Origin of the sequence: Brevundimonas sp. A19_0 (genome assembly GCF_017744255.1) — a bacterium.
In the GTDB taxonomy this organism is placed as follows: Bacteria; Pseudomonadota; Alphaproteobacteria; order Caulobacterales; family Caulobacteraceae; genus Brevundimonas.
In genome coordinates, this window is sequence record NZ_JAGHQP010000004.1 from 110383 (window position 1) to 129283 (window position 18901).

Genomic DNA, 18901 nt, shown 5'->3' on the forward strand with positions numbered 1-18901 from the left:
GGTCAGCGCGTCCCCGGGCCTGACCCGCGCGACAGGGCCTTCAGCCGATAGAGGGCATCCAGTGCCTGGCGGGGGCTCAGGTCGTCGGGCTCCAGCGTGCCCAGCGCCTCGATCAGGGGCGAGGGTGTGACCGGGGCCGGTGCCGCCGGTTCGGCCATGGCAAACAGGGGCAGGTCATCCAGCCTCGCATTGGCCTCGCCGGTGGTCTCCAGCTGGTCCAGCACCGCCCTTGCGCGGGCCACCACCCCGGGGGGCACCCCGGCCAGCTGCGCGACCTGCACGCCATAGCTGCGGTCCGCGGGGCCGGCGACGGCCTCATGCAGGAAGACCAGCTCCCCGTTCCACTCGCGGGCCCGGAGCGACAGATTGGCCAGATGGTCCAGCCGCCCCTCCAGCCGGGCCAGCTCGTGGTAATGGGTGGCGAACAGGGCGCGACAGCGGTTGGCCTCGTGCAGGGCCTCGGTCACAGCCCAGGCGATGGCCAGTCCGTCATAGGTGGCCGTGCCCCGCCCGATCTCGTCCAGCACGACAAAGCTGCGATCGGTGGCCTGATTGAGGATGGCGGCGGTCTCGACCATTTCGGTCATGAAGGTCGACCGCCCGCGCGCCAGATCATCCCCCGCGCCCACCCGGCTGAACAGGCGATCGACCACGCCCAGCCGCATGGCGCGCGCGGGCACAAAGGCCCCCGCCTGGGCCAGCACCACCAGCAGGGCCGCCTGACGCAGGAAGGTCGACTTGCCCGCCATGTTCGGCCCGGTCACCAGCGCCAGACGCGGGCACCCGTTCGCCCCCGTTCCGTCCAGCCGGCAATCGTTCGGCGTATAGGGCTTGCCTTCGGCGCGGACGGCCGCCTCGACCACCGGGTGGCGGCCGCCCTCGATGCACAGCTCCAGCCCGTCATCGACCTCGGGGCGGACCGCGCCGACCTCCTCGGCCCATTCGGCCAGGGCGGCGGTCGCATCGATCCAGCCCAGCGCGTCGGCCAGCGCCTGGATCGAACCGGCCAGATCGCGCACCCGGCCCCGCCAGCCCTCGAAGGTCTCGACCTCCATGGCGGTCACCCGGTGCCCGGCCTGGGTGATCCGGGCATCCAGATCGGACAGCTCGACGGTGGTGAAGCGCACCTGATTGGCCAGGGTCTGGCGATGGATGAAGGGGCTTTCAGCCCCTCGCTGCATCAGGGGTTCGGCCTGTTTGGCGGTGACCTCGAGGAAATAGCCCAGCACGGCATTGTGCCGGACCTTGAACGGAATGCCGCTGTCGGCCACGGCCCGGGCCTCCAGTTCGGCGATCACCCGGCGGCTGTCGTCGCGCAGGGTGCGCGCCTGATCCAGTTCCGGCCGGTGCCCGGGCACGACCAGTCCGCCATCGCGGGCCAGATGCGGCGGATCCTCGACCAGCCCCTCTTCCAGATCGGCCAGCAGATCCTGCAGCTCCGGCCCCGGCGTCAGCGCCGCCAGCGCCCGGTCCAGATCATGGGGCAGGGCCGGGTCCAGCCGGTCGGCCCGACGGGTGAACAGGGCCGTCAGTTCCTGGGCCGTGCGCGTGCCCGCCCGAATGGCCGCCAGATCACGCGGCCCACCCCGTCCCAGCGCCAGCCGCGTCAGCGCCCGGGCCGTGTCGGCGGACCCCTTCAGCAGGTCGCGGACCTCTCCTCTCAAGCTGCGGTGGTCGACCAGCCAGCCCACGGCGTCCAGCGCCCGATTGATGCGGTCGGGGTCCCGCCCGGGCCGGGCCAGCCGCTCGGCCAGCGCCCGCGCGCCGCCCGCCGTCACGGTCCGGTCCAGGGTGTCCAGCAGCGAGCCCGTCCGCTCGCCCCGCTGGGAGCGGTCGATCTCGAGGCTCAGCCGCGTCGCGGGATCGATCGCCAGATACTGGGTGCTGCCCGACCGGCGCGGCGGCGACAGCACCGGCACCACCCCGACCTGGGTGGTCTCCAGATAGGCGGCGATCAGGCCGAGCGCCGAAATCTCGACGGGCTCGAAGGCGCCGAAGGCATCCAGCGTCGCCACGCCGTACAGGCGGGCCACCCGGTCGGCGGCGGCCCGGGGCTCGGCCAGGGCCTGGGCCAGCGGCTGGACCGGGGCCGGGGTCATCGACAGGGCCTGATCCAGATCGGCCTCGCCGAACAGGCGGTCGGGCACCAGGATTTCGGACGGCGAAAAGGCGACCAGCATCGAGGCCAGGTCCCCGGCCTCGCACACGGCTGTCTCGACGGCGCCGGACGACAGCTCGACGGCGGCCACGGCGGCCCGCCCTCCGCGCAGGGTCACGGCCACCAGCCGGTTGGCGCCGCGCGCATCCAGCAGGCTGTCCTCGGTCAGGGTGCCGGGGGTGACGACCCGCACGATCTCGCGCCGGACCACGGCCTTCGAGCCGCGCTTCTTTGCCTCGGCCGGGTCCTCGGTCTGGTCACAGATGGCCACCCGGTGGCCCTGTCGGATCAGCCGGGCCAGATAGCCCTCCATGGCGTGGGCGGGTACGCCTGCCATGGCGATGTCCTCGCCCAGATGCTTGCCGCGTTTGGTCAGGGCCAGCCCCAGGGCGCCCGCCGCCACCTCGGCATCCTCGAAGAACAGCTCGTAGAAGTCGCCCATGCGGAAGAACAGCAGGGCGTCGGGCTGGCTGGCCTTGGCCTCCAGGAATTGCGCCATGACCGGGGTCGCGCCCTCTGTGGAGCGCACCGGATGTTCGGCGACGGGAGGTGGGGTCAGCGGACGGTTCATGCCTCGGGACAGGGTGACGGATCGCGCGCCCGGTCTCAAGCGTCTCTTGCGCCTCGCGATCCCCGCTGCGACAAGCGACCCAGGCGGTTAAGGGAACGCGGTCCAAAACCGCGGCTGTGCCCGCAACTGTAGGCGGCCAGGCCGTCGTCCGGTCCGGGAGCGATCCCGGCGTCACTGAGCGGTCTTCGGACGGTTCGGGAAGGCGAGGGCGGTGGCTGTTGATCCGCAAGCCAGGAGACCTGGCCGCCGACGTCGCTCGTCTTCTGTCCGGGACCAGACAGGGGCGCGGGGACCTATCCGTCGAAGCGACCCGATCCCAGCGCCGGCCCCCGATCTTCGGAGGCCGGGATCGGTCGCATCCTCTTGCCTGACGCGCGCTGCCGCCGGGCTGACGGAGACCTGTCCGATGAAACGGCAGTCCATATTGACGCTACCCACCCTCGCCATGGGGGCATCCGCCCTCGTGATCGGCCTGTGCCTCGCCGGAAAGGCCGACGCCCGCGAGGACCCTGAGACCCGGCTGGAGGACCTGCTGGTCCACGCCACACGCCTGCACCAGATCCAGTCACAGACCCCCGGGTCGCGGGTGTTCACCGCCGCCGACATCGAGGCGCGCGGCGCGCGCTTCGCCGTCGACCTGCTGGACGAGGTTCCGGGGGCGGCGATCGCCCGGACCGGCGCCTTCGGCGGGGTCAGCCAGCTGCGTCTGCGCGGCGCGGGGCCCGGCAAGACGCTGGTCCTGATCGACGGCGTGCCGGTCAACGATCCGGCCGACATCAACGGGGCCTATGACTTCGCCAACCTCAGCCTGATCGACATGGAGCGGGTCGAGGTGTTGTCGGGGCCGCAGTCCTCGCTGTGGGGCTCGGACGCCATCGGTGGGGTGATCGCCTTCACCACGCGCGAGGTGGACGGTCTGCGGGCCGAGCTGGAGGCAGGATCGCTGAACACGCAGCGCGGCGCGTTGTCGGTCGGCCGGTCGGGCGACCGGTCGGCCCTGAGCCTCAGCGTCTCGGGCTTTCGCACCGACGGCGTGTCGGCCGCAGCAATCGGCACCGAGGACGACGGCTATGAAACCCTGACCACGGGTCTGCGCGGCCGCCTGTCGCCCGTGGACGGCGTCGGTCTGGACGGCGCGCTGCGCTGGACGAAGAGCCGGGTCGAGATCGACGGCTTTCCCGCGCCCGCCTTCGCGCTCGCCGATACGGACGATGTGTCCAAGGGCGAGTCCTGGTCCGGCTTTGGCCGGATGACCGTGCAGACCGGGGGCGTCCGCCACCGGCTCAGCCTCTCGGCCAGCGATCTGGAGCGCGAAACCCGCTCGGACTATGCCTCACGGTTCCAGGGGGACCGCCAGGTCTGGCGGTGGGACTTGGACGGCACGGGCGGCGAGGGGCGCCTGAACTGGGCCGCCGGTCTCGAGCGCCGCACCGAGGCGGCGGACCTGGACAGTGGCCTGTCGGATGAGCTGGGCACTACCTCGGCGTTCGGGACCGTGCAGTTTCCGGTCGGCCCGCGGGTGACCCTGTCGGCGGCGCTTCGCCATGACGACACCGACGACTTCGGATCGGCCACGACGGGGCGGGTCACGGCCCACGCCGATCTCGGGGCCGGATTCGGCCTGTCCGGTGCCTGGGGGACGGGCTTTCGTGCGCCCAGCGTCAGCCAGTCGGTCTGTGACTTCTGCTTTTCCAGCGCGCCCCTTCCCGCCCTCGTGCCGGAAGAGGGCGAGGGCCATGAGGTCGCCCTGGGGTGGACCAGCGCGGATCGCCGCCTCGAGGGCCGGGTCACCCTCTATCGGCTGACGGTCGAGAACCAGATCGTCTATCGCTTCGATCCCGTCACCTTCGACAGCGTCTACATCAATCTGGACGAGACGGAGACCGACGGCGTCGAGGTCGAGGGTCGGGCCCTTCTGGGGGCCGGTTTCGACCTCAGCCTCAGCTATGGCTGGACCGACGCGCGTGACGCCACCACCGACCTGCCGTTGCTGCGGGTGCCCGAGCACAAGGGCTCGCTGGGCCTCGGCTATGTCGGGGATCGGCTGTCCACGCGCCTGACGGTGCGGGCCGAGAGCGACCAGCCGGATTCCGGCGGCACCCGCGACGGCTTCGTCACCGCCGATCTGTTCGGGTCATGGGCCCTGACGCCGGACATCGAGCTGACCGGCCGGATCGACAATCTGGCGGATGAGCGCTTCCAGCGCGTACTGGGCTATGGCGAGCCGGGCCGCACCGTCGCGGTGGGCGTCAGGCTGCGCTACTGACGTCGGAAAAGGCGGTGGTCGCGTCGCCGGCCGCCGCCAGCCGTCCGCCCTGGTCGAACAGGGTCCAGTCCAGTTGCGGCCGGGGTGCATTGACCGCCGCCAGAAGGGCGCGGGTTTCCGCCGCCGAGGTGACGCAGGCCACCAGGCTCGATCCCTCGGCCATGCCCGTCAGACTGTCGCCGGCATAGGCGAGCGCCGCCTGCATGGGGTCCAGACGCGCCTCGGCCAGCCGCCGGCGCAGGCGCGACAGAAGGACGACGTCCGAGGCACTGGCCCCGACCATTTCGTCCGATCCGGCAAACAGCAGGCCGTTGGCCAGAACCGAGGCCAGCTGCACGGCCACCCCCTGTTCGGCGAGCGCGGCCAGTACACCGTCGCGGCGGGCGCGCTGGTCCAGAATATTGAGCGGCAGCTGGATCAGGTCCGGCTGCAGGCGGCGGGCGACCAGCACCGGGCTGTCTTCCAGACGCGACCGGATGCCGATCCGCCGGAACAGCCCTTTGGCCTTCAGGGCTACCAGACGGTCCCACAGGGCGCGGCCTTCGGCACCGGCCAGATCGCGGCCATCGCGCACCATCAGAACCTCGCCCCGCGGCAGACCCAGTCGCTCCAGCGAGCGACGCGCCCGGGCCTCGATCCGGTCGGCGCCCTCGGCGGCGTCCAGCGTCGTCACCGACACCTGGAAGGGGGAGGGGAAGGGCCATGCCTGGCACAGGCTGCGTTCCTCGTCGCCCTGCGGGCGGGTCAGGACCCGGCGGATCCCGCCATCGGCGGCCGTCTGCAGAAGTTGCGCAAGGTCCGACTCCCGCTGGGGCAAACCGGCCATGCCGTCGCGCGTCGGCATGGGCACGACGGCGAGCGCCAGCTGGGCGGCGGGAGGGACGGAGATCTCTGTGTTCACCCGCCGATCCTGACGCCGAATGTTTAAGGGCGCCTCACCGAGAGTTTTCCAGAACCTTACCGCACACAGTTATCCGGTCAGTCCGCGTCGGGCTGGCGGTCGGGGTGGGCGGCGACGAAGGCCGGGTGGTCCTCGGCGGCGGCCTCGACAGCCAGAAGGCGCGGAAAGGCGTCGAGCGGCACATGGAACCGGCGGGCGGAATAGATCTGCGGGATCAGATAGCAGTCGACCAGGCCGGGCGTGTCGCCGAAGCTCCAGCCCCGGCCGTGGCGCGCCACCAGCGTCTCCAGCGCCTTGAACCCGTCCTCGATCCACCGCCCGGCCCAGCCGTCGACAGCCGCCTGATCGGCCTCGAACTGGCTGCGGAGCGCCTTCAGAACCCTGAGATTGTTGAGCGGATGGACGTCGCAGCCGATCAGGGCCGCCATGCCCCGGACCGTGGCCCGGTCCATGGTCGCCTCGGGCAGCAGGGGCGGGCGGGGATGGGTCTCCTCCAGCCATTCCAGAATCGCCGGGCTCTGGATCAGGACGCCGCCGTCCACCTCCAGGGCCGGGACCAGACCCTGCGGACTCATCGCCAGATAGGTCCCGGACTTCTGGGCGCCGGTGCGCAGGTCGATGCCCCGCGTCTCATAGCTCAGGCCCTTGAGGTTCAGCCCGATCCGGGTCCGATAGCTGGTGCCCGAGCGGAAATAGCCGTGAAGGATCATGAGGGGCCTCCCACCCGGGGCGCGACGGTAAAGGACAGGGACGGCAGGCCGTCGATCATGGCCTCGACCCGGTCGCCCGCGACGATCGGTCCGACCCCGGCGGGCGTTCCCGTGAACAGCAGGTCGCCGGGGCCCAGATCCCACAGGCGCGCGGCCTGTTCGACAATGCCTTCGGGGTTCCAGATCATTTCGGCCAGGGGGGCCGACTGGCGAACGGTGCCGTTCACCGACAGGCGGATGACAGCCTCGGGGCCGGGCGGCGGGCCGGGTCGGAGGGAGGCACACGGCGCGGACTGGTCGAACCCCTTGGCGGCATCCCACGGCCGGCCCTTCGCCTTGGCCTCGGCCTGCAGGTCGCGTCGGGTCAGGTCGCAGCCGATCGCACAGCCCACGATCCGGCCTCCTTCGCCCAGCGCCAGCACCAGCTCGACCTCGTGGTGAAGGTCGGCGGTCTCAGAGGGATAGGTCGGGTCCCGGCCGTCGGTCACCAGCGCCATGGCCGGCTTCGAAAAGAAGAAGGGCGCCGGCCGCTCCGGATCGGCCCCCATTTCGCGCGCATGGGCGGCATAGTTCTGGCCGACACACAGGATGCGCCTCACGCCAAAGCGCCGCTCCTCCCCCTCGACGGGCAGGGACGGGATTTCGGGGGGCGGGATCAGCCAGGCGGTCATGTCGGGAAGCTAGGCCCGGTGGCCGGCCCTCGCAACGCCCCGATGCCGTCAACGGCCCGGATTCCATGGTGCAGTGCGGGAACCCGCTGGCGCCCGTGGCGTTGGCCTCATATATTCCCTATCTATCGTCAAGCTTGCAGACCCGGGAGCGTCACCATGGCCACCACCAAGGCCCGCGAAGACATCAAGAACGACCTCAAGACCCTGAAGGAAGACATCAAGGTCGGAGCCCGCGAAGAGGGCGAGCGCCTGCGCGCCCGCGCCGAGGCCGCCGAAGCCCGCCTTCGCGAGAAGGCCGGTGAAGTCCGGGGTCAGGCCGAGGCCTATTACGAGCAGGCCCGCGTGCGGGGTCGTGAATATTACGACGACGCCGCCGAGCGCTTCGACGAAGCCCAGCGCTATCTGGTCGAACGCGTCCAGGAGCGCCCGATGCAATCGACGGGCATCGCCCTCGGCATCGGCGTCGTGATCGGCATGCTTCTGGCCGGTCGCCGGCACTGATGCTCGGTGGACTGGTCAAGAAGGCCGTCGCCGTTGCGGTGGCGGCCGGTGCCGCGTTTGTGGCCCTGATCTGCTTTGGCGGGGTGATCTATTTCGCCCTGTCGCTGCTGGTCGTGCCGCTCGCGGCCGCCGCCCTGACCTTCCTGCTGTTTGCCCTGATCGCCACCGCCGTCGTCATGATCTTCCTGCGGAAGGCCGACGGCGAGGACGAGGAAGAGGAAGACGAAGGCTCCAGCCTGACCGGCGGTCTGGCGGGGCGGGCGCTCACCCTGTTCCGCAACCGGCCGATCCTGGCCTCGGTCGCGACCCTGGCCGGCGGTTTCATCTTCCTGCGGAATCCGGCGCTGGCCACCATGGTGGCCGCCGCCTTCACCGAGAAAAGCCGCGCCGAACGCCATCGCGGCCGGCACCGCTAACCGACCCTATTCGATCACCGGATCGCCTGACGCGCCCGCAGGATTCAGCTTCCAGCGGATGCGCGTTTCCGCGTCTGTCCGCGCGGAGCCCCGCACCACGATCTGCAGGGCGCGACGCGTCAGCCCTTCGACACTGTGCACCGACGGCTCGATGGCCACATCGGGCCCGTCCGTGCGGAACCACCACCCCCGTCCGGAATGGCCGCGCAACAGGATGGAGCGCCGGTCGCGCGCCAGCGACGCCTGTACGCCGGGCTCCAGCTGGAAGCGTACGGCATAGGGGGCGGCGATCACCGGCGGCGGGCTCGGCGCATTGTCGGCCGGGAACAGCCGCTCCTCGGCCCGCAGTTCGTCCAGCCTCTGATCCAGATAAAGCCGGCGCTGGTGGGCCAGGCCGAACAGCGGCGACCAGCCGTCGTGCTGGGCCTCCAGCCACAGGGCGCCGTCGCCCTGCCGCGTCTCATGCGACACCGAATACGGATGGGCCATCAGCCGGGGCCCCAGCAGCTCCGCCTGCCAGCCGCCCAGCGGTTCGCCCAGCGAGGTCTCGCTGAGCGTCAGGGTCGAATGGCCGGGGGTCAGCCGTAGTCCCTGTCGCTCAAAGGCCCGGGGCGTCCATCCGCAGCCGGTGATCAGCCGGTCCCGGCCGCAGACGATCTCCAGCGCCAGCGGCTGGGCACAGGCTGCCTCGCTCCAGGCCCCCCTGGGCGGCGCCTCGACATCGATCATCAGGCTGAGCAGCGGGCTGCGCATACGTGCCAGACCACCGATCAAGCCACCACTGTCCGCCGGGTCGTCGGCGTTGGGATCCAGTCCGGCCGCCGCCAGCGCCGCTGAAATGCGGGCCGGGGTCGAGGGCCCTCCGCCATGCACGCCCGGCAGGCGTCCATCGGGCAGGGTCAGGGACCGGACGGTGTCGGCCAGTCGGGCGATGGCCGCCTCGACCGGATCGGGTACAGCTTCCGACAGCTGGGTCAGCCCGTCCTTCACCGTCAGCAGGTCAAACAGCAGCTCCAGCGCCGCCTCGGGGCTGCGGGACATCAGCGTGCCGTCCGGGCGAAGCGAGCGATCCAGCGCCCGGGACAGCCGCTTCAGCCCCCGCTGGCGCAGGCGGGTGCCCGACGGCCCGGCCAGCGCACAACCGATGGCGACGACGGCCGCCGCCCGGGTCGCCGCCCCGGCAGCGGGGGCGGGCGGGCGTAGCAGCTGGCGGGCCTGCCGCGCCACCAGCACCGCCAGCTGACCCCGTTCTTCCTCGCTCGCGCCCGAGCCCATGCGCCGCAGTGCCGGAGCCAGGTTGAGCAGGCGGCGGGCCATACGGTCAGGGTCCCAGGCAAAGGGCGCCCAGCGATGGAACACCCGGCCCCAGCCGAGCGTCAGCCGCAGCGCCTCGCGCGCCCCGGCCTCGCCTTCCACCATCAGCGGCGGCAGCCAGTCGAACCGGTGCAGCGCCTCGGCAAAGCCGCGCGAGGGACTGGGGCGATCCCACGGGTCCTGCGGCGCAGGCACGTCCAGGCTGATGCCGGTCAGGGTGAAGCGGCCCTGCAGCACGCTCTTGCCCAGCCCGGCGGCCTCGACCGGGCGAAAGTCCCGCGGCGTGGCGGCAAAGGCCGAAGGCTTCAGGCCCCAGGGCCGGCCCTTCAGCGTCTGGCCATAGCCGGGCAGGCCGTAAAGCTCGATCCAGATCTGCCGGGTCAGCAGCCGTCCCGCCACCAGCGGCCAGATCTTCAGCCCCGGACGGGCGCCGGAGGGCCGCACGGGCGTCCGGGGCGGTGCACCGCGAAGGCCGGGAATCTGGCCCTCGGGGACCGAGGCCTCGGGTCGGGCAAACGGGCCGATCCCCGCCATCAGTGCGCTTTCAGGGCCGCGATATTGTCAGCATAGGCCGAGGGGCCCCCGCGGAAGACGGCGGTCCCGGCCACCAGGGCATCGGCACCGGCGGCGACACAATCTGCCGCATTGTCCGCCGTCACGCCTCCGTCGACCTGCAGCACGGCCTTCGATCCGGCGGCGTCCAGCCGCTTCCGGACGCGGGCGATCTTGTCGAGCGAGGCCGGGATGAATTTCTGGCCGCCGAAACCCGGGTTGACCGACATGATCAGCACCAGATCGACCAGATCGATGACCTCATCCAGAATGCCGACCGGCGTCCCGGGATTGAGCACCACCCCCGCCCTGGCGCCCAGATCGCGGATGCGGCCCAGCGTCCGGTGCAGGTGCGGACCCGACTCCGGGTGCACGCTCAGCACATCCGCCCCGGCCTGTTTGTAGGCTTCCAGCCAGGGATCGACCGGCGCCACCATCAGGTGGACGTCGAACGGCAGCCGGGTGTGGGGCCGCAGCGCCTTCACCACATCCGGACCGATGGTCAGATTGGGCACGAAATGACCGTCCATGACATCCACATGGACCCAGTCGGCACCGGCGGTCTCCAGCGCGGCGACCTCCTCCCCCAATCGGGCGAAATCAGAGGCCAGGATGGACGGACAGATCAGGGGCGCGCTCATGGCCCCGGGATAGGCCGTGCCCCGCCCCGGGGCAAGACCTGCGGGCCTCAGGCTGCCGCGCGGCGCATCGTCAGCCGGGCGCGCTGCTCGTCGCTGAGCACGGCGTCGTCCATACGCGCGCCCGTCATGTCGGCGTCCTCGACCACGGCGCCGGTAAAGTCGGCGGCGATCAGGCGCGTGTAGCGCAGGCCCGCTCCGGTCAGATTGGTCGGCATGGAACGCCCGCCGCCCAGCGGCAGGGGGGCCAGGGTCGCGCCGTCCAGGTCGGCATGGCTGAGCAAGGCCCGCATCATGCGCGCGCCCCGCAGGTCCGTGCCCCGCAGATTGCACCCCCGCAGGTCCGCGCCTTCCAGATTGGCGCCCTGAAGGCCCATGCCCGACAGGTCCATCCCCACCAGACAGGCACCGCGCGCATTGATGGCCGGAAGCCGCAGCCCCTTCAGCCGTGCGCCCAGCGGCCTGAGATCCTTGCCCTCAAAATTGCCCGGCGCGCCCAGCACCCCGCCGCTTTCGGCCCAGGCATTGGCGTCCAGCGCCTGTTCGTGAAGCTGTTCGGCGCCCGCGATGGCCTCGGCCGTCGGCTCGCGCAGGCTGCCGGTCATGTCGGTCTTGTCCATGCGCGCCGTATCCAGCACCACATGGGTCAGGACCGCGCCCACCATCCGCGCGCCCGACAGATTGGCGCCCCCGACATCGGCACCTTCCATCATGGCGCCCGACAGATCGGCCTCTTTTAGATTGGCGCGGTTCAGCCGGGTGCCCTTCATGGCGCAGTCGGTGAAATCGACCTTGAAGGCGCTGAAGCCCTCCAGGGTCGCGCCGTTCAGGGTGGCGCCGGTAAAGGTGGCGCCGTCGGCATTGCCCTGATGGGTCTCGTGCTTGACCGAGGCCAGGCCCTTGGTCGCGTGTGGAATGGCGATCACCCCCTCGCGGAAATCGGCCTGGGTCAGGTCGGCGCTGGCCAGATCCGCCCCGCGGAGGCAGGCCCCGCGCAGGTCGGCCCGCACCAGCACGGCGCGCGACAGGTCCGCCTCGCGCATGTCGCAGCAGAACAGCACCGCCCGGCTCAGCTGGGCACCCGCCAGCCGCGTTCCGCGCAGGGAGCAGCCGGTGAAATCGGCTTCCTCAAGATTTCGCCCCGCGAGGTTCAGCCCGTTCAGGTCCATGAATTTCAGCGCCAGACGGCGCCCGCCGGCCCGACCTTCGGCAAACCGCTCATGCGCCATGACCAGCATGTCCAGATCGCCCTGTCCCAGGGTGCGGCGGGTGAAGCTCATTCAGGGTCTCCGGGAACGTCGAGGCCAAGGGTGCCGGTCAGCACCGCCTCGGACAGGTCGGTCATCTTCATCTGGCAGCCATGCAGGCGGGCGCGGCTGAGGTCTGCGCGAGCGAGCCGGGCGCTTCTGAGATCGGCCCCCGACAGGTCGGCGCCTCTCAGTGTCGCCCCGGTCAGGTCGACCGGCAGCAGCCGTTCGGCCGACAAGAGCAACGGTCCCAGCTGGGCCTGGCGCAGGTCCGCCCCGTTCAGCCGAGCCCCGGCCAGGCGGGCCCCCCGAAGGTCGGCGCCGCGCAGGCGGCAGGCCCTGAGGTCGGCATTCTCGAGATGGGCGCCCTGCATCTGCACCCCCTCCATGTCGAGGCCGTAGAAGATGGCCCCCCGCGCCGACAGGGCGGTCAGATTCAGCCCCCGGATCGAGTGCAGCGAGCGCAGGTCGACGCTGTCAAAGACGGACGGCTTGCCCTCGGCCCCGCCGGTCTCGCACCAGACCGCGTGGTCGCGCAGCATTTCGGCGGCCGGCAGGCGCGACACGGGGTCGCCCGAGGACCGGTCATCGGTCAGGGCGCCGTCCATCTGTGCGCCGTCCGTCCGCCAGGAGAGGGATTTCACGCCAACGAGCACCGCGTCACGGAGGTCCGCGCCCGACAGGTCGGCACCCGAAAGGTCTGCCCCCGCCAGATCGGCGCCCTTGAAGCTGGCCTGTTTGAGGTTGGCCCGGACCAGCTTGCAGTCCTTCATCACCGCATCCGTGAAGTCCGCCGCCACCGCCACCACGCCGGTCAGGCGCGAGCGCTCCAGATTGGCGCCGGCCAGACAGGCCCCGGCCGCCTGGGTCGCGTGACGGGCCCGCGCCTCGATCACCCGGAAGCCCATCCGCGCGTCGGCGGCGGCAATGGTCCCTTCGCGCAGGTCGGCCTCGAACAGGTCCGCGCCTGTCAGGTCCGCACCGCGCAGGCAGGCGCCGCGCAGGTCGGCCCGCCGCAGCGAGGCCTCGCACAGGGCCGCATCCTGCATGTCGCAGCCAAAGAAGGTGGCATTGTCCAGCCGCGCCCCGCTGAGGTCACAGCCGTTCAGATCGGCCGCGGAAAAATCGGCATCGGCCAGATTGCGTCCGGCCAGCGTCAGCCCGCTGAGGTCCATCCAGGCGAACACCGCCCGCGCGCCGCCCGGCCGGGCCTGCCACAGGCGATCGTGGCGGGCGCAGATCGCGTCCACCTCGTTCTGGGTCAGTCGTCGCCGCGCGACAGGTTGGGCAGCCTGGGCCATTCCCCCACGCTGCCACAATCACGCTTAAGGAAGGTTTGCGACCGGCCTCAGCCCTTCAGCAGGCCCTGATCCTTCAGGCTGTCGGCCAGTTCGCCGGGCGACACCCACAGGCGGGTATAGCCGGCCTCGCCCAGCCGGGTCAGTTCGCCGACCAGATCGGCGCGCGGCGAGGCGGTGAAGCGGGCGTCGAATCCCTCGCCCGTCTCGCTCACCCGGACCATGGGGCGGCCGGTCTCGAGACGGTGCAGGAAGCCTTCGCACAGGGCCAGGGCCTCATCGGCCATCAGGCCGGTCTCAACCTCCAGCCCCGCCTGGCGCAGCCGTTCGGTGCCGCGCCCGGAGGCGAACGGCGAGGGGTCGAGCGCGGCGATCACCACCCGCCCCACCCCGGCCTCGGCCAGGAAGTGGGCGCACGACTTGCGGCCCGACGACCGCGCCCCGCAGGGCTCCAGCGTCACATAGGCGGTGGCGCCCTTCGCCTGTTCGCCGGCGGCCGGGATGGCCTGTTCCTCGGCATGGGGGCGGCCGCCCGGGGCCGTGGCGGCCTCGGCGATCACTTCACCGTCCTTCACCAACACACAGCCGACGGCCGGATTGGGCCAGGTCTCGCCCATGCGCTCCCGGGCCAGCTCGATGGCGCGGGCCATGTGGCGGGCGTCGTCGGTTCCCGCGCTCATGCGCCGGCCTCCGGCAACGGCGGCAGGTCTGCCGCCCGGCCGGTGTCCAGATAGCGGGCGGCCACGGGCCTCAGATCGCCATCGAGGTCGATCTCCAGCGGATTGCCGGTCGGGATTTCCACGCCGACGATCTTGTCGTCCGGCACGGCGAACAGGTGTTTGACGATGGCCCGCAGTGAGTTGCCGTGGGCGGTGATCAGCACATCCCCGCCCGCCTTCAGCCTCGGCGCGATCTCGGCATTCCAGTAGGGCAGCACCCGGTCGAGCGTGGTCTTGAGGCTCTCGGTGTCGGGAATCTCCTGCCCGTCATAGAGGGGGTCCCCGGCGAAGCTGTGCGGGTGGTCGGCCTCCATGGGCGGCGGCGGCACATCATAGCTGCGCCGCCAGATGCGCACCTGGTCCTCGCCGTGCTTCTGGGCCGTCTCGGCCTTGTTGAGGCCGGTCAGGCCCCCGTAGTGCCGCTCGTTCAGCCGCCAGTCGCGGATGATCGGCACATCCTTCAGGCCCGCAGCCGTCAGCGCCAGATCGCCGGTGCGCCGCGCGCGCTTGAGCACCGAGGTGAACATCACGGCGGGGGTAAAGCCGGCGTCCGCGATCAGCGAGCCGCCCTTCCGCGCCTCGGCCTCGCCCTGGTCGGTCAGGTCGACATCGACCCAGCCGGTGAAGCGATTCTCGAGGTTCCACTGGCTTTGGCCGTGACGCAGGAGGACGAGGCGGGGCATGCAGATCTCCGGATGACAGGGGTTTTCGCCTAGGCCCCCCTCGGACAGGGGTCAAGCCGGGCGGTGGGCCGGGGCGTCCTGCGGGATTTGATAGGGCTGTCGCTTTCCTCCTATAGCGATCCGCTGTTTTCCGCTCCGGGAGGTACCTGATGACCGGCCTGATCGCGCCGACCGGCTTTCGCGAATATGACGCCCGCTGGGTGCTGGAGACCGACCTCGACCTCGAGGGTGTCGAGACACTGGGGCTGGCGCTGGCGACCCTGCTGTACGAGCTGGACAGCCCGCGCCTCGTCACCGGCCATGACTACCGCAGCTATTCGGAGGACGTGAAGGCGGCCCTGATCCGGGGTCTGGTCGCCGGCGGGGCCGAGGTTCACGACATCGGCCTCTGCCTGACCCCCATGGCCTATTTCGCCCGCGAGGCCCTGGGCGTGCCGGGCGTCGCCATGGTCACCGCCAGCCATAACGAGAACGGCTGGACCGGGGTCAAGATGGGCGCCCGCCCGCCCTTCACCTTCGGCCCGGAGGAAATGGCGCGGCTCAAGGCCCTGGCGCTGGAAGGCGGACGGATCGAGCGCCCGGGCGGGCGCCGGATCCCGGTCGAGGGCTTTGCCGACCGATATCTGTCAGAGGTCGCCTCCGGGCCGAAACTCTCCCGGCCGATCCGGGTCGTGGCCGCCTGCGGCAACGGCACGGCCGGCGCCTTCGTCCCCGAGGCCCTGCGCCGCATGGGGGCCGAGGTGATTGAGATGGACACCGATCTCGACTGGACCTTCCCGCGCTATAATCCGAACCCGGAGGATCGCATCATGCTGGCCGCCATGGCCGAAAAGGTGCGCGAGACCGGGGCCGACCTGGCGCTCGGCTTTGACGGCGACGGCGACCGCTGCGGCGTGGTCGATGACCGGGGCCACGAAATCTTCGCCGACCGCATGGGCCTCATGCTGGCGCGCGATCTGGTCGCCGACCATCCCGGCGCGACCTTTGTCGTCGATGTGAAGTCGACCGGCCTTTATCGCACCGACCCTGCGCTGGCGGCCGCCGGCGCCCGGGTCATCTATGGCATGACCGGCCACAGCCACATGAAGCGGGCCGTGGCCGCCGAAGGGGCGCTGGTCGGCTTCGAAAAGTCGGGCCACGTCTTTTTCGCCCCGCCGCTCGGCCGCGGTTATGACGACGCGCTCGTCTTTGCGCGCGAAATCCTGCGCCTGCTGGATCGGGCGGGCGGGCGTCGCCTGTCGGAACTGGAAGCCGACCTGCCAGCCGCCTTCACCTCCCTGACCATGAATGCCCATTGTCCGGATACGGAGAAATATGCGGTGGTCGAGCGCATTGCCGGGGAATATCGGGCCCTCGCGGTCGACGGTGGCACCGTGCTGGGCCGGGCCATTCTGGACCTGAATACGGTCAACGGTATTCGCGTCGAGCTGGAGGGCGGGGCCTGGCTGCTGGTCCGGGCCTCGTCCAACAAGCCGGAGCTGGTGGTCGTGGTCGAAAGCCTCGATTCGGCCGACGACATGCGGGCCCTTTTCCATGGCGAGGTCAAACCCCGGCTGGCCGCCCATTCCGAGGTCGGCGGCTGGAATCAGGAAGTTTGACCGCATCCGCCAGACGGTCCATTAGGCCCGCGAGCGGGGGGACGGGTGAGCCAGAACAGCGACCAGATCGTCATCGTGGGCGGCGGATTCTCCGGGGCCATGGCCGCCGCGCGTCTGGCGGAGCGGGGACTACCCTCGACCGTCATCGATGCCGGGGGCGATTTTGGTCGGGGCGTCGCCTATTCCACCCCCTTTGACGGCCATCTGCTGAATGTGCGCTCCAACCGGATGAGCGCAGTTGAGAGGCGGCCCGACGACTTCGCCGACTGGCTGGCCCGCCACCACCCGGACCGCGCCGACCCGGAGGGTTTCGCCCCGCGCCGCCTGTTCGGCCTCTATGTCCAGAACCGGCTTGCGGCGGTCGAGGCCGCCCGTCCCGGCTTCATCACCCGGACCACAGGCCGGGTCAGCGCCATCGACGGCACCACGGTCGAGCTGGACGACGGCCGCCGCATCGCCGGTCGGGCGGTCGTGCTCGCCACCGGCAACCCCGCGCCCCGCACCGCCTCCGGCTCGGGCGGGCGGGTGATCGGCGACCCCTGGGCGCCCGGCGCGCTCGACGGTATCGGCGGCGAGGATCGCCTCATCATCATCGGCACCGGACTGACCATGGTCGACATGGCCGTCTGGCTGAAGGCACGGGGCTGGCGGGGCACGCTGCTCGCCCTGTCCCGGCGGGGCCTCAGGCCGCGCGCCCATGCGGACCAGCCCGAGACCCCGGCGGCTGTCAGTTCAGACGTGATGCGCGGTCCGGCATCCCGCCGCCTGGCCGCCGCCCGCCGCGTCACACGCGACGGCGACTGGCGCCCGCTGATGGAGGGCCTGCGCCCCCGCACCGGCGCTCTCTGGCAGGCGGCGGACCTCAAGACCCGCGCCCGCTGGGTGCGCCATCTTCGACCCTTCTGGGACGTGCATCGCCACCGGATCGCGCCCGCCATCGCTGCGGACATTCAGGCGCTGGCCGACGACGGCCGTCTGACGATCGTCGCCGGCCGGGTGGTGTCGGTCGATGCCACCGACCAGAGCGTCACCCTCGACTGGCGACCCAAGGGCCGGGCGGGGGTCGAGGCGACCGCCGCCGACTGGCTGATCGACTGCACCGGCCCGGGGCACAGCCCCGCCCGCGATCCGCTGACCGCCCCCCTGATCGCTGCCGGCCGGGCCCGCCTCGACCCGCTCGGCCTCGGCCTGGACCTCGACGACCGGGGCCGGGTCCGGACCGCCGACGGAACCCCCGACCCCGCCCTGTTCGTTCTGGGACCACCCGCCCGCGCGACCTTCTGGGAAACGATTGCCGTTCCCGACATTCGCAAGCGGATCGAGGATCTGGTCGAGACCCTGGCCCAGACCCTGGCCGAGCAAGGAGCATCTGCATGAGCCATCACAAGTCCCGCACCCTGGCTGGCCGCGACCTGGCCCCTGAAACCCTGATGATGGGCTTTGGCTACGATCCCGCCTTGTCGGAGGGGGCGATCAAGGCCCCGCTGTTCCAGGCCTCCACCTTCGTCTTTCGCTCGGCCGAGGACGGCAAGCGCTTCTTTGAGGTCGCCTATGGCCTGCGCGAAAAGGAACCCGACGAGGCCCTGGGCCTGATCTATTCGCGCATCAACAACCCCAATCTGGAAATCCTCGAGGACCGTCTGGCGGTCTGGGACAAGGCGGATCGCGCCCTGGTCTTCTCGAGCGGAATGGCGGCCATCTCGACGGCCATGCTGGCCCTGACCCGCCCCGGTGACACCGTCCTCTATGCGGCCCCGGCCTATGGGGGCACCGAATATCTGTTCGACCGCATCCTGCCCCGCTACGGCGTCAAGGTGGCCCAGGTGCTGGCCACCGAGGGCACCGAGGCCCTGCGCAAGGCCATTCGGGACACGGCCGCAAAGGCCGCCGAAGGCGGCGGGCGTCTGGCGGTCGTCTATCTGGAAACCCCGTCCAATCCGACCAATCAGGTGGTGGACATCGCCGCCGCCGTGGCCGAGGTGCAGGGCCTCGATCAGGCCGAGCGGGCGGTGGTGGCGGTCGACAACACCTTCCTCGGCCCCCTGTGGCAGCGCCCGCTGGAGCTCGGCGCCGACCTGTCGCTCTATTCGCTGACCAAATACGTCGGGGGTCACTCCGACCTGATCGCCGGGGGCTGTCTCGGCACGGCCGAGGTCATGGCACGGATCGCCGAGATGCGCACCATCTGCGGCACCGCGACCGACCCGCACACCGCCTGGCTGCTCAGCCGCAGCCTGGAAACCCTGCACCTGCGGATGGAACGCTCGCAGGACAACGCCCGGGTGCTCAGCGAGCGCCTGCGCGCCCACGACAAGGTCACCGATGTGCTGGTCGCGGGCGGCGGTGCGGGCGAGCAGCGCGCCATCTTCGAGGCCCAGTGTCAGGGGCCGGGCTCCACCTTCTCGATCCGCGTGCGCGGGGGCGAGGCCGAGGCCTTCCGGGTGCTGAACGCCCTGAAGCTGTTCAAACTGGCCGTCAGCCTCGGCGGGTCGGAAAGTCTGGCTTCCCACCCGTCCAGCATGACCCACTCCGACTATTCGCGCGAGGCCAAGGCCCGCTGCGGCATCGGCGATGACCTGATCCGGCTGTCGGTCGGCGTCGAGAACGTCGAGGACCTCTGGACCGATCTGGATCAGGCGCTCTCGGTCATCTGAGCGG

At 71.0% G+C, this 18901-nt stretch carries 16 protein-coding genes and 1 riboswitch; of the genes, 6 read left to right on the forward strand and 10 right to left on the reverse strand.

Features of this window, described 5'->3' with window-relative positions; genetic code table 11:
• Positions 1 to 2: 2 nt before the first annotated feature.
• Entirely contained in the window at positions 3 to 2729 is a 2727-nt protein-coding gene (gene mutS / locus J7346_RS06140; protein ID WP_209118811.1) for a DNA mismatch repair protein MutS, read from the reverse strand.
• 89 nt (positions 2730 to 2818) lie between these two features.
• A riboswitch (cobalamin riboswitch) is annotated at positions 2819 to 2970 on the forward strand.
• A gap of 165 nt (positions 2971 to 3135) precedes the next feature.
• Here mutS and J7346_RS06145 point away from each other — a divergent pair.
• The gene (locus tag J7346_RS06145; RefSeq protein ID WP_209118813.1) at positions 3136 to 4995 is read left to right on the forward strand and encodes a TonB-dependent receptor; all 1860 of its coding nucleotides are present in this window, start codon (positions 3136 to 3138) and stop codon (positions 4993 to 4995) included.
• On the opposite strand, the gene J7346_RS06150 is transcribed toward J7346_RS06145, so the two are convergent.
• The 3 genes from J7346_RS06150 to J7346_RS06160 form a co-directional block, all read right to left on the reverse strand.
• Positions 4979 to 5896, reverse strand: a complete 918-nt coding sequence (locus J7346_RS06150) for an aldo/keto reductase (protein ID WP_348521462.1) — start codon at positions 5894 to 5896, stop codon at positions 4979 to 4981. The genes J7346_RS06145 and J7346_RS06150 overlap by 17 nt on opposite strands.
• A gap of 77 nt (positions 5897 to 5973) precedes the next feature.
• Positions 5974 to 6606 (reverse strand): maleylacetoacetate isomerase, encoded by a 633-nt coding sequence (gene maiA / locus J7346_RS06155; RefSeq protein ID WP_209118815.1) that lies wholly within the window; start codon positions 6604 to 6606, stop codon positions 5974 to 5976.
• On the reverse strand, positions 6603 to 7277 hold the full coding sequence (locus tag J7346_RS06160) for a fumarylacetoacetate hydrolase family protein (protein ID WP_209118817.1): 675 nt from the start codon (positions 7275 to 7277) through the stop codon (positions 6603 to 6605). Before J7346_RS06160 ends, maiA begins: the two co-directional genes overlap by 4 nt.
• A gap of 156 nt (positions 7278 to 7433) precedes the next feature.
• Between J7346_RS06160 and J7346_RS06165 the strand changes: the two genes are divergently transcribed.
• Positions 7434 to 7778, forward strand: coding sequence for a DUF883 family protein (locus tag J7346_RS06165; RefSeq protein ID WP_209118819.1), 345 nt, complete (start codon positions 7434 to 7436; stop codon positions 7776 to 7778).
• Positions 7778 to 8194: a hypothetical protein gene (locus J7346_RS06170; protein ID WP_209118821.1), complete on the forward strand. Its 417-nt coding sequence runs from the start codon at positions 7778 to 7780 to the stop codon at positions 8192 to 8194. Before J7346_RS06165 ends, J7346_RS06170 begins: the two co-directional genes overlap by 1 nt.
• A gap of 6 nt (positions 8195 to 8200) precedes the next feature.
• On the opposite strand, the gene J7346_RS06175 is transcribed toward J7346_RS06170, so the two are convergent.
• From J7346_RS06175 to gpmA, 6 genes are read right to left on the reverse strand one after another with little or no spacing between them, the layout of a single operon-like run.
• Positions 8201 to 10042 carry a heparinase II/III family protein gene (locus J7346_RS06175; protein WP_209118822.1) on the reverse strand — a complete coding sequence of 614 codons (1842 nt, stop codon included), beginning with the start codon at positions 10040 to 10042 and terminating at the stop codon, positions 8201 to 8203.
• Positions 10042 to 10701: a ribulose-phosphate 3-epimerase gene (rpe, locus tag J7346_RS06180; RefSeq protein WP_209118824.1), complete on the reverse strand. Its 660-nt coding sequence runs from the start codon at positions 10699 to 10701 to the stop codon at positions 10042 to 10044. The genes J7346_RS06175 and rpe overlap by 1 nt, the downstream gene beginning before the upstream one ends.
• Positions 10702 to 10748: 47 nt before the next feature.
• Positions 10749 to 11978, reverse strand: coding sequence for a pentapeptide repeat-containing protein (locus tag J7346_RS06185; protein ID WP_209118826.1), 1230 nt, complete (start codon positions 11976 to 11978; stop codon positions 10749 to 10751).
• Positions 11975 to 13246, reverse strand: coding sequence for a pentapeptide repeat-containing protein (locus J7346_RS06190; RefSeq protein WP_209118828.1), 1272 nt, complete (start codon positions 13244 to 13246; stop codon positions 11975 to 11977). The genes J7346_RS06185 and J7346_RS06190 overlap by 4 nt, the downstream gene beginning before the upstream one ends.
• Before the next feature lie 47 nt (positions 13247 to 13293).
• Entirely contained in the window at positions 13294 to 13923 is a 630-nt protein-coding gene (gene ribD / locus J7346_RS06195; RefSeq protein WP_245157685.1) for a bifunctional diaminohydroxyphosphoribosylaminopyrimidine deaminase/5-amino-6-(5-phosphoribosylamino)uracil reductase RibD, read from the reverse strand.
• Positions 13920 to 14645, reverse strand: coding sequence for a 2,3-diphosphoglycerate-dependent phosphoglycerate mutase (gpmA, locus tag J7346_RS06200; RefSeq protein WP_209118830.1), 726 nt, complete (start codon positions 14643 to 14645; stop codon positions 13920 to 13922). Before gpmA ends, ribD begins: the two co-directional genes overlap by 4 nt.
• A gap of 149 nt (positions 14646 to 14794) precedes the next feature.
• On the opposite strand from gpmA, the gene J7346_RS06205 reads away from it, so the two are divergent.
• Genes J7346_RS06205 through J7346_RS06215 form a run of 3 tightly spaced genes read left to right on the forward strand, consistent with a single transcriptional unit; the run spans position 14795 to position 18897 of the window.
• A complete protein-coding gene (locus J7346_RS06205) occupies positions 14795 to 16243 on the forward strand; it encodes a phosphomannomutase/phosphoglucomutase (protein ID WP_209118832.1) in 1449 nt (482 codons plus the stop codon).
• A gap of 45 nt (positions 16244 to 16288) precedes the next feature.
• Complete coding sequence (locus tag J7346_RS06210) at positions 16289 to 17620, forward strand: FAD/NAD(P)-binding protein (protein ID WP_209118834.1); 1332 nt, start codon at positions 16289 to 16291, stop codon at positions 17618 to 17620.
• A complete protein-coding gene (locus J7346_RS06215; RefSeq protein ID WP_209118836.1) occupies positions 17617 to 18897 on the forward strand; it encodes a cystathionine gamma-synthase family protein in 1281 nt (426 codons plus the stop codon). Before J7346_RS06210 ends, J7346_RS06215 begins: the two co-directional genes overlap by 4 nt.
• Positions 18898 to 18901: the final 4 nt, after the last annotated feature.

Coding starts and splice junctions, on each gene's coding strand:
- mutS (WP_209118811.1), bottom strand. CDS start 2,729: ATGAACCGTCCGCTGACCCCACCTCCCGTCGCCGAACATCCGGTGCGC.
- J7346_RS06145 (WP_209118813.1), top strand. CDS start 3,136: ATGAAACGGCAGTCCATATTGACGCTACCCACCCTCGCCATGGGGGCA.
- maiA (WP_209118815.1), bottom strand. CDS start 6,606: ATGATCCTTCACGGCTATTTCCGCTCGGGCACCAGCTATCGGACCCGG.
- J7346_RS06160 (WP_209118817.1), bottom strand. CDS start 7,277: ATGACCGCCTGGCTGATCCCGCCCCCCGAAATCCCGTCCCTGCCCGTC.
- J7346_RS06165 (WP_209118819.1), top strand. CDS start 7,434: ATGGCCACCACCAAGGCCCGCGAAGACATCAAGAACGACCTCAAGACC.
- J7346_RS06170 (WP_209118821.1), top strand. CDS start 7,778: ATGCTCGGTGGACTGGTCAAGAAGGCCGTCGCCGTTGCGGTGGCGGCC.
- J7346_RS06175 (WP_209118822.1), bottom strand. CDS start 10,042: ATGGCGGGGATCGGCCCGTTTGCCCGACCCGAGGCCTCGGTCCCCGAG.
- rpe (WP_209118824.1), bottom strand. CDS start 10,701: ATGAGCGCGCCCCTGATCTGTCCGTCCATCCTGGCCTCTGATTTCGCC.
- J7346_RS06185 (WP_209118826.1), bottom strand. CDS start 11,978: ATGAGCTTCACCCGCCGCACCCTGGGACAGGGCGATCTGGACATGCTG.
- J7346_RS06190 (WP_209118828.1), bottom strand. CDS start 13,246: ATGGCCCAGGCTGCCCAACCTGTCGCGCGGCGACGACTGACCCAGAAC.
- ribD (WP_245157685.1), bottom strand. CDS start 13,923: ATGAGCGCGGGAACCGACGACGCCCGCCACATGGCCCGCGCCATCGAG.
- gpmA (WP_209118830.1), bottom strand. CDS start 14,645: ATGCCCCGCCTCGTCCTCCTGCGTCACGGCCAAAGCCAGTGGAACCTC.
- J7346_RS06205 (WP_209118832.1), top strand. CDS start 14,795: ATGACCGGCCTGATCGCGCCGACCGGCTTTCGCGAATATGACGCCCGC.
- J7346_RS06215 (WP_209118836.1), top strand. CDS start 17,617: ATGAGCCATCACAAGTCCCGCACCCTGGCTGGCCGCGACCTGGCCCCT.